Origin of the sequence: Sphingomonas kyungheensis, assembly GCF_037120395.1 — a bacterium.
In the GTDB taxonomy this organism is placed as follows: Bacteria; Pseudomonadota; Alphaproteobacteria; order Sphingomonadales; family Sphingomonadaceae; genus Sphingomonas; species Sphingomonas kyungheensis.
In genome coordinates this window covers 81,585-98,756 of record NZ_JBBBDM010000008.1, presented here as the reverse complement: position 1 = coordinate 98,756, position 17,172 = coordinate 81,585, and the positions used below count along the sequence as shown (strand labels likewise).

At 69.0% G+C, this 17,172-nt stretch carries 16 protein-coding genes; 8 read left to right on the top strand and 8 right to left on the bottom strand.

The features are described from left to right. The first annotated feature begins 6 nt into the window (after positions 1–6). Both V8201_RS14650 and V8201_RS14645 read left to right on the top strand, forming a co-directional pair. Entirely contained in the window at positions 7–1,080 is a 1,074-nt protein-coding gene (locus V8201_RS14650; protein WP_336545732.1) for an aromatic ring-hydroxylating dioxygenase subunit alpha, read from the top strand. 96 nt (positions 1,081–1,176) lie between these two features. Beyond that, positions 1,177–1,374, top strand: coding sequence for a ComEA family DNA-binding protein (locus tag V8201_RS14645; RefSeq protein ID WP_336545731.1), 198 nt, complete (start codon positions 1,177–1,179; stop codon positions 1,372–1,374). Here the strand turns inward: V8201_RS14645 and V8201_RS14640 are convergent. The 5 genes from V8201_RS14640 to V8201_RS14620 form a co-directional block, all read right to left on the bottom strand. Further along, the gene (locus V8201_RS14640) at positions 1,371–1,724 is read right to left on the bottom strand and encodes a response regulator (protein WP_037536932.1); all 354 of its coding nucleotides are present in this window, start codon (positions 1,722–1,724) and stop codon (positions 1,371–1,373) included. The genes V8201_RS14645 and V8201_RS14640 overlap by 4 nt on opposite strands. A gap of 94 nt (positions 1,725–1,818) precedes the next feature. Beyond that, positions 1,819–3,309 carry a PAS domain-containing protein gene (locus V8201_RS14635; protein WP_037536930.1) on the bottom strand — a complete coding sequence of 497 codons (1,491 nt, stop codon included), beginning with the start codon at positions 3,307–3,309 and terminating at the stop codon, positions 1,819–1,821. Positions 3,310–3,356: 47 nt separating this feature from the next. Then, entirely contained in the window at positions 3,357–3,518 is a 162-nt protein-coding gene (locus tag V8201_RS14630) for a hypothetical protein (RefSeq protein WP_200870479.1), read from the bottom strand. A 2-nt stretch (positions 3,519–3,520) separates the two neighbouring features. Beyond that, entirely contained in the window at positions 3,521–5,161 is a 1,641-nt protein-coding gene (locus V8201_RS14625; protein WP_336545730.1) for a histidine kinase famiy protein, read from the bottom strand. Between the two features lie 83 nt (positions 5,162–5,244). Then, positions 5,245–7,818: a GAF domain-containing hybrid sensor histidine kinase/response regulator gene (locus tag V8201_RS14620; RefSeq protein WP_051583733.1), complete on the bottom strand. Its 2,574-nt coding sequence runs from the start codon at positions 7,816–7,818 to the stop codon at positions 5,245–5,247. A 333-nt stretch (positions 7,819–8,151) separates the two neighbouring features. On the opposite strand from V8201_RS14620, the gene V8201_RS14615 reads away from it, so the two are divergent. From V8201_RS14615 to V8201_RS14595, 5 genes are read left to right on the top strand one after another with little or no spacing between them, the layout of a single operon-like run. Next, positions 8,152–8,595: a DUF2721 domain-containing protein gene (locus V8201_RS14615; protein ID WP_037537019.1), complete on the top strand. Its 444-nt coding sequence runs from the start codon at positions 8,152–8,154 to the stop codon at positions 8,593–8,595. Further along, on the top strand, positions 8,592–9,152 hold the full coding sequence (locus V8201_RS14610) for a DUF4337 domain-containing protein (RefSeq protein ID WP_336545729.1): 561 nt from the start codon (positions 8,592–8,594) through the stop codon (positions 9,150–9,152). The genes V8201_RS14615 and V8201_RS14610 overlap by 4 nt, the downstream gene beginning before the upstream one ends. A gap of 50 nt (positions 9,153–9,202) precedes the next feature. After that, entirely contained in the window at positions 9,203–13,210 is a 4,008-nt protein-coding gene (locus V8201_RS14605) for a Pls/PosA family non-ribosomal peptide synthetase (RefSeq protein WP_336545728.1), read from the top strand. Then, positions 13,210–13,776: a 4'-phosphopantetheinyl transferase family protein gene (locus V8201_RS14600; protein WP_336545727.1), complete on the top strand. Its 567-nt coding sequence runs from the start codon at positions 13,210–13,212 to the stop codon at positions 13,774–13,776. The genes V8201_RS14605 and V8201_RS14600 overlap by 1 nt, the downstream gene beginning before the upstream one ends. Continuing rightward, complete coding sequence (locus V8201_RS14595) at positions 13,773–14,306, top strand: GNAT family N-acetyltransferase (RefSeq protein ID WP_271300166.1); 534 nt, start codon at positions 13,773–13,775, stop codon at positions 14,304–14,306. The genes V8201_RS14600 and V8201_RS14595 overlap by 4 nt, the downstream gene beginning before the upstream one ends. A 6-nt stretch (positions 14,307–14,312) precedes the next feature. Here V8201_RS14595 and V8201_RS14590 read toward each other — a convergent pair whose 3' ends face one another. Then, the gene (locus V8201_RS14590) at positions 14,313–15,044 is read right to left on the bottom strand and encodes a potassium channel family protein (protein ID WP_051583732.1); all 732 of its coding nucleotides are present in this window, start codon (positions 15,042–15,044) and stop codon (positions 14,313–14,315) included. A 150-nt stretch (positions 15,045–15,194) separates the two neighbouring features. Between V8201_RS14590 and V8201_RS14585 the strand changes: the two genes are divergently transcribed. After that, entirely contained in the window at positions 15,195–16,382 is a 1,188-nt protein-coding gene (locus V8201_RS14585) for a helix-turn-helix domain-containing protein (RefSeq protein WP_037536922.1), read from the top strand. A 42-nt stretch (positions 16,383–16,424) separates the two neighbouring features. Here the strand turns inward: V8201_RS14585 and V8201_RS14580 are convergent, their stop codons facing one another. Then, positions 16,425–16,847: a flagellar biosynthesis protein FlgN gene (locus tag V8201_RS14580; RefSeq protein WP_037536919.1), complete on the bottom strand. Its 423-nt coding sequence runs from the start codon at positions 16,845–16,847 to the stop codon at positions 16,425–16,427. Continuing rightward, a complete protein-coding gene (locus tag V8201_RS14575) occupies positions 16,844–17,167 on the bottom strand; it encodes a rod-binding protein (RefSeq protein ID WP_336545726.1) in 324 nt (107 codons plus the stop codon). Before V8201_RS14575 ends, V8201_RS14580 begins: the two co-directional genes overlap by 4 nt. Positions 17,168–17,172 lie beyond the last annotated feature (5 nt).

The following is a 17,172-nucleotide window of genomic DNA, read 5'->3' as shown; positions in this document are numbered from 1 at the left end:
AGCGTGATGTTTCTGCAAGACCGCTGGTATGTCGCCGCCTGGGATCATGAGGTCGACCGTCAGCCGATGGCGCGGGTGATCTGCGGCGAGCCGGTGGTGCTGTACCGCAAATTCGACCGGTCGATCGCCGCGCTGCACGATGCCTGCCCGCACCGCATGCTGCCGCTGTCGATGGGCCTCAAGGAAGGCGACAATCTGCGCTGCCGCTATCACGGCATGCTGTTCGATCCCGACGGCGCGGTGCTCGAAATGCCGATCAAGGGCGAACGCCCCAATCAGGCGCTGTGCGTGCGCCGCTATCCGGTGGTCGAGCGGCATCGCCTGATCTGGGTGTGGATCGGCGATCCGGCGCGCGCCGACGACACGCTGGTGCCCGACTTCTGGCCCTGTTCGCACCCCGACTGGACGTTCGACGGCGGCTATTATCCGATCGCCTGCGATTACCGGCTGGTGATCGACAATCTGATGGACCTGACGCACGAGACCTACACGCATCAGGGATCGATCGGCCAGCCCGAGCTGATGGAGGCGGCGATCGAGACCGAGGTGCGCGGGGAAGAGGTGTTCGTCACCCGCTGGATGCCCGGGGTCAATGCGCCGCCCTTCTGGCGCGACGCGCTCAAGCAGGACGGCCCGGTCGACCGCTGGCAGATCTGCCGCTTCATCGCGCCCTCGTCGATCCTGATCGACGTCGGCGTCGCGCCGGTCGGGGCGGGGGCGACGATCGAGGATCACGACCAGGGCGTGCGCGGCATGGTGATCGACGCGCTGACTCCCGAGAGCGAGACGACCACGCATTATTTCTGGGGCATGGCGCGCAATTTCGACATTCGCGATCAGGGCTTCACCGAACGGTTCAAGGCGCAGCAGGGCCGCGTCTTCGCCGAGGATGTCGAGGTGCTCGAGGCGCAGCAGCGCTCGATCGAGCGCAATCCGGGGATGAAGCTGCGCGGCTTCTCGATCGATGCCGGCGGCGTCCGCTCGCGTCAGGTGCTGGCACGGCTGATCCGCGCGCAGCAGGAGGAGGCGCAACCGGTGCCGCCGACGCCCGAGCCCGTGCCGTCGCCCGCCCACTTCTGATCTGCCGCCCCGGCGGCTGCCGCGAGGCCGCCGGGACCAGGCAGGATGGCGCGGCACGGGCTTGACCCCGGCGGCGGCAGGGCGGATCACGGTGGCATGAGCGATAGCGTCAACGTCAATACCGCCACCGCCGAGCAGCTCGATGCGGTGCCGGGCCTGCACGGCCATGGCTTCGAAATCGTCCGCTATCGCGGCGAGCGCGGGCGGTTCACCGATCTGCGGCAGCTCGAGGAGGTGCCGGGGCTCGCCGGCAAGATCGACGACAGTCGCGCCGCGCTGACCGTCGCCGATTAGGCGGGCGGGGCGATCGCGCGGAAGGTGGCGATGAGCAGGCGGTCGTCGACCGGTTTGTGCAGCACGCGCATCGACGTCGCCCGCGGCCGGAACGCGCGCGGTTCGCCGGTGACGAAGAGCACCGGTATCTCGCCCGCCTGCGCGGTGATCCGGTCGACCGCGGCGGGGCCGGTGCCGGCGGCGAGCGTGACGTCGGCGATGATCACCGCGGGTCGACGGGCAAGCGCCTGCGCCACCGCATCCTCCTCGCAATCGGCCATGTCGATCGTCACCGCGCCGGCGCTCTCGACCAGCTGGGCGATATGATCGGCGATAAACCAATCATCCTCGATGATGAGCACATGACACATGGTCCTGTCTCAATGATCGCGGGGGGCGATATGTTCGGTAGCGTACCGATTTGTCAGCAACTGTGACACATCGGCCGCAGCGCCGGCCGTGCGGCTAGACCGCCGCCTCGATCTCGAAGCGGACGCCGGTCGGCGGGTAATGGATCGCCGCGCCGCCGCGGACATGCCGGCGCAGCACGCGTTCGATCATCCGCGTGCCGAAGCCGGTGCGGCTCGGCGGCGTCACCGGCGGCCCGTCATGTTCCGCCCAGCAGAAGAACAGCCGCCGCTCGCCGTCTTCGTGACGGATCGACCATTCGATCGCGACGCGCCCCTCGGGCACCGACAGCGCGCCATATTTGATCGCATTGGTGGCAAGCTCGTGCAGCGCCATCGCCAGCGCCAGCGTGATCTCCGGCGTCAGCCGCACCGACGGGCCATGCGCCGCGAAGCGTGCACCGTCACGGTCCTTGAACGGCAGCAGCGCGCGATCGACGATGTCGCCGATCGATGCGCCCTCGACCTCGTCCTGGATCAGCAGCTCCTGCGCGGCGCCGAGGCTGGCGATCCGGCCGGTCACCGCCGCTGCGGCATCCTCCAGCGACACGGCGTCGCGCAGCGTCTGGCTGACCACCGCATTGACGGTGGCGAGCGTGTTCTTGACGCGATGGGTCAGCTCGCGCGCGAGCACGGCGCGATGCTCCTCGGCGAATTTGCGCGTCGAGATATCGGTCGAGAAACCGGTCATCGCCAGCGGCGTGCCGTCGGCGCGATGCTGCAGGTCGCCCTGGATCGACACCCAGCGCTGATCGCCCGCCGCGGTGAGGATGCGATATTCGATGTGATAGGGTTCGCCATGCGTGATCGTCCGCTCGACTGCGGCGCGCATCATCGGCAGATCGTCGGGATGGATGGCGGCGAGCAATTGTTCGTAGGTGAAGGGCTCACCGAGCGGCCGGCCGAAGATGCGCTTGCATCCCGACGAGGCGGTCAGCACCATCTCGGGCAGGTCGAGCGTCCAGGTGCCGAGCCCGCCCGCCTTGAGCGCGAGCCGCAGCCGCGCATTATGCGCGGCGAGATCGGCGTCCCGCTGCGCCACCTCGGCAGCGAGCGCCTCGCGGTCCTGTTCGAGCATCAGCACGCGATGCCGCTCGACGGTGACGTCGATCTGCGTCGCGACATAATAGCGCAGCGAGCCGTCGTCGCAGAAGACCGGGGCGACCATCAGCCGGTTCCAGAACGGCGTCCCGTCACGGCGATGGTTGAGCAGGTCGAGCTCGATCGGCACGCGCTGCGCGATCGCTTCGCGCAGGCGGACGATGTCATCGGCGTCGGTCAGCGGCCCCTGCATGAAGCGGCAGTTGCGGCCGAGGATCTCCTCCGCCGGAAACCCGGTCAGCCGCTCGAATGCCGGATTGACGTAGATGAGCGGGCAATCGGGCAAGGTCGGATCGCTGACCACCATCGCCACCGGCGTCATGGCGAAGCCGACCTGCATCGGATCGCAGGCGTCCAGCCCGCGCGCATAGGCGTCGATCGCCGCCTGCACGGCAGGCGTCGGCTGATACGGCTGGATCGGGGCAAGGGGAAGCGGTTGACGGTCCAAAACGAGAACGTTCTAGCCTGGGATTACCTTGGCCGCAAACGCCGGCATCATGCCTTTGCCGCCTTGATCTCGGTATGACGGGCGGCGCGGTCCGCCATCGCCAGCCATGCCGCCTCCGACCGGCGCAGCCGGGCGATGACGTTGGGCAGACTAGTGGCCGACGCCTGTTCGGCGCAGATCGTCGCCTGGTCGCGGTAATAGCTTTCCATCTTTATCCCCCGTGGCTGCCGATCCCGGTCGGCCCTTCGATCACCTGACGTACCTTGGTCGCCAGTTCGCTGCGCTTGTACGGCTTCTGGATTAGCTCGAATTCGGCACCGCGCGCGTCGACGCGCTCGATCGAGGATTCGGCATAGCCGGTGGTGAGCAGCACGCGCATCTTCGGCCGCCGCCGCTTGATCTCGCGCGCCAGCATCACGCCGTTCATCCCGCCCGGCATGATCAGATCGCTGAACAGCAGGTCGATATGGCCGGCCCCGTCGAGCAGGGCCAGCGCCTCATTGGCATTTTCCGCGCGCAGCACGGTATAGCCGAATTCGGAGAGCACGGTTTCGGCATAGTCGCCGACATCGACCTGATCCTCGACGACGAGCACCGTCTCGCTGCCGCGCTTGTCGGCGAGCGAGCGCGACGCCGGCGCGGTGATCGGGTCGGCCTTGCCATATTCGCACGGGAACAACATCCGCACCGTGGTGCCGTGGCCCTCCTCCGAATAGAGGCGCAGCGAGCCGCCCGACTGCTTCATGAAGCCATAGACCATCGACAGGCCGAGCCCGGTGCCCTTGCCCTGATCCTTGGTGGTGAAGAAGGGTTCGGTGACGCGCTTGAGCACCTCGGGCGACATGCCGGTACCCTCGTCGGTGATCGTCACCGCGACGTAATTGCCGCTTTCGAGCTCGCCGAACCCCTTGTCGCCCGCTTCGATCGACCGGTTGCGCACCTCGATGGTGATCGTGCCGCCATCGGGCATCGCGTCGCGGGCGTTGAGCAGGATGTTGATGATCGCCAGTTCGGCCTGGGTCGGGTCGATCCGTGCGTTGCAGGTGGTTTCCTGATGCTGGATGCGGACCTTGACCAGCCCGCCCGCGGTACGCTCGATCAGCGGCTGGAGCTCGTCGATCAGGTCGACGAGATTGACGACGCGACCCTGCAGTTTCTGCCGGCGCGAGAAGGCGAGCAACTGCTGCGTCAGCGTCGCGCCGCGCTCCGCCGCCTGCATCACCGCGTTGATCGAGCGCGAGGCCTTGGCGCGGTCGAACTCGCCCTCGCCGTCGATCTGGCTGCGCAGCACATCGCTGAACCCCTGGATGACGGTGAGCAGATTGTTGAAATCGTGCGCGACGCCGCCGGTAAGCTGGCCGACCGCCTCCATCTTCTGCGCCTGGCGCAGCCCTTCCTCGGCATCGCGGCGGCGCGTCACGTCGAGCTGCGAGGCGAAGAAATAGATCAGCTTGTTGTCGGCATCGAACACTGGCGAGATGAACAGCGCGTTCCAGAAGGCGGCGCCGTTCTTCTTGTAATTGAGCAGCTCGACCGAGGTTTCCTGCCGCCGCTCGATCGCCCGGCGGATCTCGGCGACCGTCTCGCGATCGGTGTCCGGCCCTTGCAGCAACCGGCAGTTGGTGCCGACCAGCTCGTGCCACTCATACCCCGTCATGTTGATAAAGGCGGGATTGGCGAAGACGATCGGATTGTCCGGCTGATTGGGATCGGTGACGATCATCGGCATCCGCGTCGTCTTGACCGCGGCGAAGAAGATGCTGTTGCTGTCGTCGCCCATGTCGTGATTGGCGGCGCCCGAAAGGTGGGGCGGCGGGCCGCCGGGGGGCGTTTCGGTCGTTTCGTCTACCATGAGCGTCCGGGACAAGAGGGAGGGCATGCTCCGAAGTGCCGGCCACCGGGCCGAAACAACCGAGATTGACCTTTGTTCCCAATCTATGTGTTTATCGCGCCATCGCCACGGTTGGGCGCGCCAGACTCCGGCGGCATCGCAATGATCGCGGCGAGGCAGGCGGAAAGCTCGGCGATGCGGAACGGCTTGGTCAGGCGCGGGATATCGGCATCGACGCCGTCTTCCTCGGCATAGCCCGAGACGATCAGCACCGGCAGGCCGGGGCGGCTCGATCGCAGCCGCCGCGCCAGTTCGGTGCCGCTCATCCCCGGCATCAGATGGTCGGTGACGAGGATGTCGGGGGCGAGGCCGCCGTCGAGCAGGCGCAGCGCCTCTTCCGCCGACCCCGCCTCGACCACCTCATATTGCATGTCGGTGAGCATGTCGGCGGTGCTGAGCCGGACGAGTTCCTCATCGTCGACGAGCAAAGCGGTGCCGATGCGGCGCGGCGCGGCGAGCGGTTCGGCGTTCGCCGCGTCGTCCCGGATGGCGGCGGCGCTGATCGGCAGCCACAGGTTCATCGTCGTGCCATGACCCGGCGCGCTCGCGATCGTCAGCCCGCCGCCGAGCTGCGCGGCGAGGCCGTGGACCATCGACAGGCCGAGACCGGTGCCCTTGCCGATCCCCTTGGTCGAGAAGAACGGCTCGATTGCGCGGCGCTGCGTCTCCTCGTCCATGCCGACACCGGTATCGCGCACGCTGAGCCGGACGTACTCGCCGGCGGCAAGGCCGTGGCCGTTGCGCGATTCGACGCTCTCGGCGCGTGCGGCGATGGTCAGCTCGCCGCCGCCCGGCATCGCGTCGCGCGCGTTGACCGCGAGATTGAGCAGCGCCATTTCGAGCTGGTTGAGATCAGCCCGCGCCGGCGGCAGGTCGACGAGGTCGACGCGCACGTCGATCATCGGCCCGAGCGTCGCGCCGATCAGCCCGGCCATGTTTTGCACGATGCGGACGACGTCGACCGCGGTGGGTTGCAGCGGCTGGCGGCGTGCGAAGGCGAGCAGGCGCTGCACCAGCGTCTTGGCGCGCTCGGCGGATTGCAGCGCGCCCTCGATCAGCCGCCGCTCGCGGGCCGAGCCGATGCCCTTGCGCACCAGCATGTCGAGCGAACCGATGATCGGCGTGAGCAAATTGTTGAAATCATGCGCGACACCGCCGGTGAGGCTGCCCATCGCCTCCATCTTCTGGCTCTGGCGCAGCGCCTCGCGCGCTTCCTCCAGATCCGCCTCGCGCGCCTTGGTGACGCTGAGATCGCGACCGACCGCGACGAAATGGACGCCGTCCTCCTCGGGCGCGACGGTCCATTCGATGTCCTTCCAGCCGCCGTCGCGCGTCGCGATGCGGTTCTCGAACCGGGTCGGCCGCCGTGTCTCCGCCATCCGCGCGATCGCCGCCAGCGTCTGCGGCCCGTCTTCCGGGTGGATGAAGCTCGCATAGCCGCGGGTGAGCAGATCCGCCTCGCTCCAGCCGAGCACGCGCGACCAGGCCGGGCTGACCGCGGACATCATCCCGGCGTAATCGGCGCGCGCCAGCATGTCCTGCGACAGGTTCCACAGCCGGTCCCGCTCTGCCGAGCGGACGGCGATCTGCTCCTCGAGCGTCTCATTGAGGCGGCGCAGGCCATCGGCGGCGCGGGCGCGCTCGACCGCGGTCTTGACCCGCTCGGCGACCTCCTGGACGAGGCTCTCCTCCGCCTCCGTCCAGACGCGCGGCGTCGCCGACTGGACCGCGAGCAGGCCGACGCCTGCTTCCTCCTCGAACAGGATGACGTCGATGAACGCGCCGACCTCGCGCTGGGTGAGGCCGTCGCGCGCCTCCTGATTGAGCCGGGGATCGGCGCCGACGTCGCGGACCACGACCGGGGTGCCGAGCCGATAGGCGCCGAGCAGATCGGGACCGAAGGCGTCGAGCGAATGCGTGCCGACGATCGAGCCGACGCCGCGGGCGAAGTCGCACGTCACCGTCATCTGCCCGCCGGCGATCTCCGCATAGAAGACGCGGCTGGCGTCGAGCCGTTCGCCGAGCCGTTCGGCAGCGAGGTCCATGATCGCATCGGCATGGTCGAGCGGGCGCAGCGCATCCGCCAGCGACAGCAGGAAGGCGGTGCGGCGCTCGCTGGCGACGCGGCGCGTCGTCTCGGCCAGCACGCAGATGACGCCGCCGGGCCTGCCGCTCTCGTCGAGCACCGGCGAATAATCGAGGTCCATCCAGACCTGCTCGGGCCGGCCGTGGCGGTGGAGCGTCAGCTCCTGGTCATGATAATGGAGCGTGCCGCCGGCGAGGCCGACGGTCATGACGTGATCGTTGAACTCGGCGACCTCGGGCCAGCCGAGCCGCACCTCGCTGCCGAGCAGATCGGGATGACGGCCGCCGGCGAAGACCGAATAGCCGTCATTGTACAGCATCACCCCCGCCGGGCCCCACAGCAGCACGATCGGCACCGGCGAGCGCAGCAGGATCGCGACCGTGGTGCGCAGGCTCGCCGGCCAATAGTCGATCGGTCCCAGCGCCGTCGCCGACCAGTCGCGCTCACGGATCAGCTCTCCGCACGCGCCGCCGCCGTTGAGGAAGTCGAAGGTGGCGACAGGACGGATGGAGAGAGCGGAATGGGCCGGCATGAGGGCAGCGTGATCCTGCAGACGGGGGCGTGCCGCACGATCATCCACGCCGCGCCCACGCCAGAGACGCGTCGTTGTAGACGCACGGCGGCACGACGAAAAGCCTGATTACCCGCGATTTGCGGGACATAATCCGCAGCCCGTCGCGTCCCGTTCAGCAATTTGGCAAGAAAGAGGGAATATGTCCGGTTTCGATCTTTGCCGACGACGCGACTAATATAAAGCATGGCCGTTATGGACGGGCCAATAGGAGTGGGATGCGATGACGGGCAGGGCGGGGCGGCGCGACGGGTCTCTTTGGTGCGCCGCCGCATCCATGGCGGCGCCGCGCCGATGACGCCGGCGCCCCTCAACAGCGCGGCGCATGTCATCCAGCTCGCGCTGACGCCGATCTTCCTGCTCACCGCCGTCGGTTCGCTGCTCAACGTGTTTTCGACGCGGCTCGCGCGCGTGCTCGATCGCGTCCATGCGCTGAAGGCGGCGGGTCATGGCACGCGCTATGAGCTGGATCGGCTGCGGCTGCGGTCGAAGGTGCTCGACGCGGCGGTGCTGAGCGCGGCGGCGGCCGGCGGGCTGACCTGCTGCGCGGCGGCGACGATCTTCTTCGGCGTGCTGCGCGATACCGGCACCGCCACCGTGTTGTTCGGGCTGTTCGGCGCCGCGCTGGTCGCCGCGATCGTCGCGCTCGCCTGTTTCGCGACCGAGGTCTTTCTGTCGGGCCGGGCGATCCGCGAACATCTCGACGAGGCGGAGATGCCCGGACAGGGTGGGGCATGACGCAGGAGGAATTCGAGGTCCGCGGGACGCATGACGAGGCGGTCGAGCATCACGCCCGCCACGAACCGCTCGCGCAGAAGATCGCGCTGTTCTCGGCGATCCTCGCGACGCTCGGCGCGATCGTCAGCTTCCTCGGCGGGCACGAGCAGAACGATGCGCTCTATTACAAGAACGAGGCGGTGCTGATGAAGGCGCGCGCCTCGGATGCCTGGGCCTATTATCAGGCGGAGGATCTCAAGCGTCACCTCGCCGAGACCAGCGCCGCGCTCGCCCCCGCGTCGACGCACGATTATGCCGCGGACGCGGCGCGGTACGCCAAACGCGGGCAGGCGCTGCGCGCGACCGCGGAGGGCTATGACCGCCGCTCCGAAGAGGCGGATGCCGAGGCGCGGCGGGCGCTGCGGCCGCATACCAAGCTCGCGATCGCGATGACCTTCCTCCAGATCGGCATCGCGCTCGCCTCGATCAGCGCGCTGACCCGGCGGCGCTGGCTGCTCGCCGGCGCGTCGGCGTTCGCACTGATCGGCGTCGCGCTCAGCATCGCCGCCTGGTTCTGACCGGCGATGACATTCCCAAGGACCGATATGTTGGACGGCAAGCCTTTCGCATGAGCACCCTCGATCTCGCCCTGCCCGATCACACCATCGAGGCGCCGATTACGCCCGCGCCGGCGCTGCGCCCCGACGAACCCTATGCGCGCGACGAACTGCTCCACGAGCTGTTCGACGCGACCTGCCGGACCAGCGGCGGCGCCTGCGCATTGCACCTGCTCGGCGCGAGCGAGGAATATGGCCGCAGCACGCGCTGGACCTACGACACGCTCGCCCGGCGCAGCATCGCGCTGGCGCAGCGGCTGCGCGCGATGGGGATCGGCCGCGGCGACCGCGTCGTGCTGTGCCTGCCGCGCGGGCTCGATCAATATATGGCGATCCTCGGCGTGCTGCGCGCCGGTGCCGCCTATGTGCCGGTCGACTGGGGCTATCCGCAGGACCGGATCGACTACATCGTCGAGGACAGCGGCGCCGCGCTGACGCTGACCATGATCGCACGGGCCGACGCCTTCGGCGGCGCGACACTGGCGATCGATGCCGAACTGGGCGAGCTCGCCGCCGAGCCGATCGTGCCGCTGGGGCGCGAGCAGACCGGCGCCGAGCCCGACGACCTCGCCTATATCATCTATACCTCGGGAACGACCGGCCGGCCCAAGGGGGTGATGATCACCCATGCCAATGCCTGCCATCTCGTCCGTTCGGAAAGCGCGATCCTCGCACTAGACCCCGATGACGTGGTGTTCGGCGGGTTCAGCCTCGCCTTCGACATGTCGGTCGAGACGATGTGGAGCGCCTTCTTCGTCGGCGCGCGGCTGCTCGTCGCCACCGAGGCGCTGGCGAGCAGCGGCCCCGATGTCGCGATCGCGCTCGCCGAGGCGCAGGCGACGGTCTGGCACGTCGTGCCGTCGCTGATCGCGCTGGTCGAGCATCCGGTGCCGACGCTGCGGCTGATCAACATGGGCGGCGAGGCCTGCCCGCCCGATCTGCCGCGGCGTCTGGCCCGGCCGGGGCTGCGGCTGCTCAACACCTATGGCCCGACCGAAACCTCGGTCACTGCGACCTGGACCGAGGTGCAGCCGGGCCAGCGCATCACCATCGGCAAGCCGCTGCCCGGCTATACCGCCTGGATCGTCGACGCGGCGTTGCAGCCGGTGCCGGCGGGGCAGGAGGGCGAGCTGGTGATCGGCGGCCCCGGCGTCGGCGTCGGCTACGTCAACCGGCCGGACCTCACCGCCGAGAAGTTCACGATGACGCCGTTCGACGGCGTGTCGGGGGCGCCGGAGCGCATCTATCGCTCGGGCGATCTGGTGCGGCTCGATGCGGCGGGCGACATCGATTTCGTCGGGCGGATCGACACGCAGGTCAAGATCCGCGGCTTCCGCGTCGAGCTCGCCGAGATCGAGGCGGTGATCGGCGAATGGCCCGGCGTCGCGCAGGCGGTGGTGCATCTGTTCAAGGACGACGACGGCGCCGAATTCCTCGCCGCCTTCCTCGTCGCGCGCGGCGGCGAGGCGATCGACATCGCCGGGCTGCGCGCGCTCGTCGCGGAGCGATTGCCCAATTACATGCGGCCCGCCGCTTATCAGATCCTCGCCGCGCTGCCGACGCTGCCCGCCTCGGGCAAGGTCGACCGCAAGGCGCTGGTCAAGCCGGAGGTCACCGTCACCACCGGCCGCGCGCTGGTCGCGCCGGCGACGCCGATGGAGGAAATGCTTCACCGCGTCTGGACCGAGGCGTTCGCGCCGCAGCCGGTCTCGGTGCTCGATGATCTGTTCGAGGATCTCGGCGGCCATTCGCTGAAGGCGGCGCGGCTGGTCTCCGCCGCGCGCAAGGTGCCGGGGCTGCAGGGGCTGTCGCTCGAGGACGTCTATGCCGCGCCGACGATCCGCGCCCTGGCGCAGCGCATCGGCGGCACCGCACCGGTCGCGGTGCAGGCGGCGGACAGCTTCCATCATATCGCGCCGTGGAAGCGCTGGCTGTGCGTCGCGGCGCAGACGGTGGCGCTGCTGCCGATCTACACGCTCGCCGGGCTGCAATGGTTCTCGCCCTATATCGCCTACACCCATCTCGCCGGCCGGCTCGACCGGATCAGCGCGCTGATCCTCTCCGGCCTGTTCTTCACGATCGTGCCGATCGCGTCGATGTTCCTGTCGATCGCGCTCAAATGGCTGATCGTCGGGCGCTTCAAGGCGGGGGATTATCCCCTGTGGGGCGGCTATTATTTCCGCTGGTGGCTGATCCGGCGGATCATCGGCGTCACCGCGACGCCCTATCTGGCGGGCACGCCGATGATCCGCGGCTATTACCGGCTGCTCGGCGCGAAGATCGGCGCGCGTGTCCATATCGGCACCGGGGTGATCGACACCGCCGACCTGCTCGAGGTCGGCGACGATGCGATCATCAGCGATCAGGCGGTGCTCGCCACCAGCTCGGTCGAGCGCGGGCTGCTGCGGCTCGGGCGGGTGACGCTGGCGCCGGGCGCCTTCGTCGGCTCGCAGGCGGTGGTCGGCCGCAACGCGACCGTCGGAGAGGATGCGGTGCTCGACGATATGTCGGCGTTGCAGGCCGATACCGTCATCCCTGCGCGCCAGCGCTGGACCGGATCGCCCGCCGCGCATGCCGGCGACGCCCTGCCGCGGCCACCGCGGGTGGGGCGCGAGCCGGTCGGGCCGTTGCTCGGGCTGCTGGTCGGCGCCTTCCTGCTGCCGATCATCGCCATCCTGCCGATCGCGCCGGGCCTGATCGCGCTGATAGAGCTCGACTGGGCGACGACCGGCTATACCTATATGCTCGTCTCGCCATTCCTCGCGACCACCTATGTCGTGATGATGTGCGTGCTGACCGTCGCCGCCAAGCGGCTGATCCTCGGCAAGGTCGCGCCGGCGACCTACCGGCTCGATAGCTGGTTCTACGTCCGCTACTGGCTGGTCAAGCAGATCAACGACCTTGCGTTGCGGCTGCTCCATCCGATCTTCGCGACGCTCTACGTCATTCCCTGGTATCGCGCGCTCGGCGTCAAGGTCGGGCGGCGCGCGGAGATTTCGACCGCGAGCGCGATCGTCCCCGATCTCGTCGAGATCGGCGCGGAAAGCTTCATCGCCGATTCCGTCATCTTCGGCGCGGCGCGGATCGGCCATGGCACGATCGAGCTGGCGCATACCCGCATCGGCCGGCGCAGCTTCATCGGCAATTCGGCGCTGCTGCCGAGTGGCGCGCAGATCGGCGACGAGGTGCTGATCGGCGTCCTCTCCAAACCGCCCGAGGACCCCGCGCAGGCGACCGAGAGCGGCAGCACCTGGTTCGGTTCGCCGGCGATCAAGCTGCCGGTGCGGCAGGTCGCGACGATGTTCGACGAGGGCGCGCGCTTCAATCCGTCGCGCGGGCTGATCGCCACCCGCCTGTCGATCGAGGCGGTGCGCACGACTTTGTCGCTGACCGCCTTTCTCGTCTTCTTCAGCCTGTTGCTGTCGGTGGTCGGCGACCTCGACGATCTCGAACGCGGCGGGCTGGTGATCGGGCTGGCCTTCCCCTTCCTCTACGTCGGCTTCTGTCTGGCCTGCGGGGCGTTCGTGCTGGCACTCAAATGGCTGGTGGTCGGCCGCTACAAGGCGACGACCGCGCCGCTGTGGAGCACCTTCGTCTGGCGCACCGAACTCGTCACCGCGACCTATGAGAATCTCGCCGTCGCCAATCTGCTCGAGCCGTTGCGCGGGACGCCGTGGATCGGCCTCTACCTGCGGCTGATGGGCGCGAAGGTCGGCAAGCGTTGCTATATCGACACCACCGACCTGACCGAGCACGATCTGGTGACGATCGGCGACGATGTCGCGCTCAACGATTTCGCCGGGCTCCAGACGCATCTGTTCGAGGATCGGGTGATGAAGGTCGGCCCGATCCGCGTCGGTGACCGCGCGACGATCGGCTCGCTCGCGATCGTGCTCTACGATGCCGAGGTCGGCGCCGATGCCCAATTGGGCGACCTGTCGGTGGTGATGAAGGGCGAGACCCTGCCCGACGGCACCAATTGGGAGGGCAGCCCCGCCCGGATCGCGACCGGCGCATGATGCCGCTCTGGCACGACGGGCCGCTCGCGGCGCTCCACTGGGACGGGCAGGCGCCGGTGGCGTGGCGGACGCACGCGACGGCCGGCGAGCGGGCGGGCCGGATGCAGGCGCTGGTCGCGCGTCTTGCCGGGTGCGCGGCGGAGGACGTGCGGCTGGCGCGGACCGCCGCGGGCGCGCCGCGGGTCACCAGTCCCGGCGGCTGGCACGTCAGCCTGTCGCATCGCGGCGAGGTCTGCCTGATCGGCGCGGCGTTGCAGCCGATCGCGGTCGATCACGAGCCGGTCGACGCCACGCCGCCGCTGTGGGACATGCTCACCGACGAGGAGGCGGCGGAGTTGCGCGCGGTGCCGCCCGCGGCGCAATCGCGCGCCTGGCTGCGCCGCTGGACGATCAAGGAGGCGCACGCCAAGCTGATCGGCACGCCGCGCCGCATCGCGCCCGAGGCGATCCGCACCCGCCTGCACGACGCAAGCCGCGCGACCGCGCGGTTCGAGGGCATCTCGCGCTGCTGGACGCGCGACGACGGCGGCGCGATCGAGACGATCGCTCTATGGGCGGCGGCATGAGCCGGGTCGCGGTACGGCGCTATACGGCGGCGGATCGTGCGGCGGTCCTCGCGATCTTCGACAGCAATCTGCCCGAATATTTCGGTGCCGGCGACCGCGCCTGGCTCGAGGAGACGCTCGACGAACCCGACGGGCCCGCGTTCGTCGTCACCGTCGACGGCGATCCCGCGGCCTTCGGGGGCTATGAGCTGTGGGACCATTATAACAAGGCGTTGCTCTATTGGGGCATGGCAGGGCGGGCATGGCATGGCGCCGGGCTCGGGCGGCTGCTGCTGTTCGCGCGGCTGTTCGACATCGCCTGCCACGCCGCGCCGCCGACCCGCTATGTCACGGTCGATACCTCCGATCTGGTGGCACCCTTCTTCCGCCGCCACGGCTTTGCGATCACCCGGGTGTGGCCGGAGGGTTATCGGAGCGGCATGACGATGCACGAGCTGCATTACGACCTCGCCGCGACGACACCGGCCGCGCTCGCCGAGGAACGCGATGCGGCGCTGGCTGCGGCGGAGGCGGCGGTGGCGCGCCGCTGATCGCGCTCAGTCGCGCTCCTCGTGTGCGAGGTGGAGCGCGACGAGGCGGGCGAGCAGCGTCGCCGGGAAGAGCTGGCCGATCACCGATTCGAGATTGGCGAGGCTGCGCGCGAGCGGCGCGACGGGGACGATGTCGCCGAAGCCGGTGGTGGTGATCGTCGCAAGGCTGAAATAGGTGAAGGCGGCGGTCGAGCTGCTGGCGCCATGCGGTTCGAAACCGCTGCCGGCAAACGCCCCCGGCGCGTGCATCGCAATCGCACTATAGAGAATCGCGAACAATGCCGAGACGTTGAGGTAGAGCAACACCGCGCCGCGGACGCGATGCGCGGTCACCCGCCCGGCGGCGAAGACGTGCGGCGCGACCACGGCGGTGACCGCGGCGTTGAACAGCAGCGCGGCAAAGGCGATCGCCTCATGCTGTTCGGTGGTGCTGAGCGGCAGGGTCGCCGAGATGGCGCGGCTCAGCACCGGCCAGCCGGTCAGCAGCGCGATCGAGACGAGCAGCACGATCCGCCACAGCCGCCGGCGGGTGAGCACGGTGATGCAGATCAGCGCGAAGCCGAGGTGACAGACATCGAGCAGCGTCCGCCCGAACGCCAGGCTCTGTGCGAGCGGGACGACGATGAACAGCGTCAGCCCTTGCAGGACGAGCAAGGCGGACAGGCTGTGATCGACGCGGCGTTCATAGTCGGACAGCGGCGGCGTGATCGGCGGCGTCGGCATCTTCGGCTCGGGCATCGCATCGTCTCCAGCAGCGGGCCGTCCGGTAGAGCGGCGTGGCTGAACCGCGTCTTGCTCAGCCGGCACCGTCGCAAGCCTCCGATTTGCCGGCAAAATGGATTCCAGATTGATCGACATCGCCGCGTTTCTGCGGCACAAGCTGCGACAATGACCCGCACCAGCATCGCCGGACCGGAAGAAGAGGTTGCCGCTCAACAGGTTGCGGCAGATGACGGGGCCATCGACCGCTACCGCTCGATCGTATTTCCCAATGCGATCCGCGAATTACGCAAGCAACATGGCTTCGCCCGCCTGCTCGGCCTGTCGGCGGCGCTGCCCGACATCCCCTATGTCCGGCTGTCCAAGATCGAACGCGGCGAAGTCTTCGCCAAACCGGCGGAATTGCAACGGATCGCCACCGCGCTGCGGGTGCCGGCCGAGGATCTGCTGCTCGACATCGACGCACCCGGCTTCGACGTCGCCGATTGGGCGACCGAATTGCAGGGGTGGACCGAGGAGGAGATCGCCGAGGATCGGTTCGCGGTGCTGCTCGCCGCGGCGATCCGCGCGCGGCGCGACGCCGACCGCTCGCTGTCGATCCCGCAGGTCGAGCGCCAGTTCGGCATCGCCCCGGTGATTCTGTCGCGGCTCGAAAATGGCTATAAGCCACTGTCGCGGTGGAATGCGCAGACGGTGCGGGCGATCTGCGGCCTGCTCGGCGTCGCCGATGCCGCGGCGCTGCGCCGCATGGTCGAAGAGGCGGACGCCGCCGGCCAGTTGCGGGACTGGTTGCCGGTCGCGGCGAGCCGGGCCGCGCGGATCGAGAAGACACGCGCGCGCATCGCACTGCTCCGCACCGAATTGCGCGATGCGCCGCCGCCCGGCCCGCGCGCCAAGGCCGCGCATCCGTTCCGCATCGTCCCGCGCGAGCCGCAGCCGCGCGATGGCGATGCGGCGGTGCTCGCCGCGATCGAGCGCGATGATGTCGCGACGGTGCGACTGGTGCCGGTGTTCGGCGCGCCGCGCGGCGACGGGTTGATCGAGCGGGTCACCGCCGGACGCAGCGTCGAGGCACCGCGTCACGCCGGCGAGAAGGCCTATGGCCTGCGTGTCTGTCGCGCGACACTGGGACCGGCGCTGCCGGCGCATGCGGTCGTCGTCGTCGATCCCGATCGCTTCCCCTCGTCGGGCGGCCTTGCCTGCGTGCGGGAGGCGGACGGGTTGCGGCTGCTCGTCGTCACCTTCGACCGGCAGGGGCGGATGATCGGCTATAGCCTCAACCCCGAGCGCGAGATCGAACTCGACCGGCTCGATCCTGCCGATATCGGCAGCGTCGTCGCGGTGCTGCTCGACTGAGCCGGTCGCCCGCGGTGATGACGCGCCCCCGGTCATCGCGGCTCAATAACTGGAGTTGATCGCGATCGGCATGGTCGGGTCGAACCGCGACAGATGACCCTGCGCACCATAGGTCGAGGTGGCGCGACCGGCGAGCCGCTTCGCCTCGGCGGTGATCGCGCCGATCATCTCGACCGACAGATCGATCTGTCGTTCGAGCGCGGCGGCATTGGCGCCGGAAATCGCCTCCAGCTCGGCGAGCAGCGCGATCAGCCGGTCGCGCGGTTCACCGCTGAGCATCGGCTGCCATTCGTCGGGATTGCGCTGATAGGCGGCGGTCATCTGTTCGAGCTGACCGACCAGCCGGACCTTGGTGGCGGCGATCTCCGGCAGCGAGCGGCCGAACGGTTGGCCCTCGAGCAACTGCGTCTCCTCGCTCATCAGCATGACCAGCGATTCGAGGATGTCGATCAGTCGCGCGATCATGCCGTGGCACCCTGCATGCGGAGAATCTGCGTCATCACCGCGGGCGCGAGGCCGAAGCCACCGCGCGCCGCGATCGCATCGCCCATCTTCTCGGCGAGCACGCCGCGGAACATCTCCTCGCCATGGCCGCCGGTGAACGGGCCGTCGGCGGGCGCGGTGTCCATCATGATGCGGATCATCTGGCCGACGAACACCGCCTCGAACGACTGGGCGGTCGCGGCGGCATCGCCGGCCTTGGCGGTGGAACGCGGCAGCCGCGGAGCGGACGGCGCCATATAGGCGGCGGGTGCGACGGCGGCGGCCGGCGGCGTGGCGGTCATGCTGG

What these genes read in the sequence shown, in the direction of transcription:
- V8201_RS14580 (WP_037536919.1), bottom strand. Translation starts at nt 16,847, where the DNA reads ATGATCGCGCGACTGATCGACATCCTCGAATCGCTGGTCATGCTGATG.
- V8201_RS14620 (WP_051583733.1), bottom strand. Translation starts at nt 7,818, where the DNA reads ATGCCGGCCCATTCCGCTCTCTCCATCCGTCCTGTCGCCACCTTCGAC.
- V8201_RS14610 (WP_336545729.1), top strand. Translation starts at nt 8,592, where the DNA reads ATGACGCAGGAGGAATTCGAGGTCCGCGGGACGCATGACGAGGCGGTC.
- V8201_RS14590 (WP_051583732.1), bottom strand. Translation starts at nt 15,044, where the DNA reads ATGCCCGAGCCGAAGATGCCGACGCCGCCGATCACGCCGCCGCTGTCC.
- V8201_RS14600 (WP_336545727.1), top strand. Translation starts at nt 13,210, where the DNA reads ATGCCGCTCTGGCACGACGGGCCGCTCGCGGCGCTCCACTGGGACGGG.
- V8201_RS14650 (WP_336545732.1), top strand. Translation starts at nt 7, where the DNA reads ATGTTTCTGCAAGACCGCTGGTATGTCGCCGCCTGGGATCATGAGGTC.
- V8201_RS14615 (WP_037537019.1), top strand. Translation starts at nt 8,152, where the DNA reads ATGACGCCGGCGCCCCTCAACAGCGCGGCGCATGTCATCCAGCTCGCG.
- V8201_RS14630 (WP_200870479.1), bottom strand. Translation starts at nt 3,518, where the DNA reads ATGGAAAGCTATTACCGCGACCAGGCGACGATCTGCGCCGAACAGGCG.
- V8201_RS14605 (WP_336545728.1), top strand. Translation starts at nt 9,203, where the DNA reads ATGAGCACCCTCGATCTCGCCCTGCCCGATCACACCATCGAGGCGCCG.
- V8201_RS14625 (WP_336545730.1), bottom strand. Translation starts at nt 5,161, where the DNA reads ATGGTAGACGAAACGACCGAAACGCCCCCCGGCGGCCCGCCGCCCCAC.
- V8201_RS14640 (WP_037536932.1), bottom strand. Translation starts at nt 1,724, where the DNA reads ATGTGTCATGTGCTCATCATCGAGGATGATTGGTTTATCGCCGATCAT.
- V8201_RS14595 (WP_271300166.1), top strand. Translation starts at nt 13,773, where the DNA reads ATGAGCCGGGTCGCGGTACGGCGCTATACGGCGGCGGATCGTGCGGCG.
- V8201_RS14585 (WP_037536922.1), top strand. Translation starts at nt 15,195, where the DNA reads ATGACCCGCACCAGCATCGCCGGACCGGAAGAAGAGGTTGCCGCTCAA.
- V8201_RS14575 (WP_336545726.1), bottom strand. Translation starts at nt 17,167, where the DNA reads ATGACCGCCACGCCGCCGGCCGCCGCCGTCGCACCCGCCGCCTATATG.
- V8201_RS14645 (WP_336545731.1), top strand. Translation starts at nt 1,177, where the DNA reads ATGAGCGATAGCGTCAACGTCAATACCGCCACCGCCGAGCAGCTCGAT.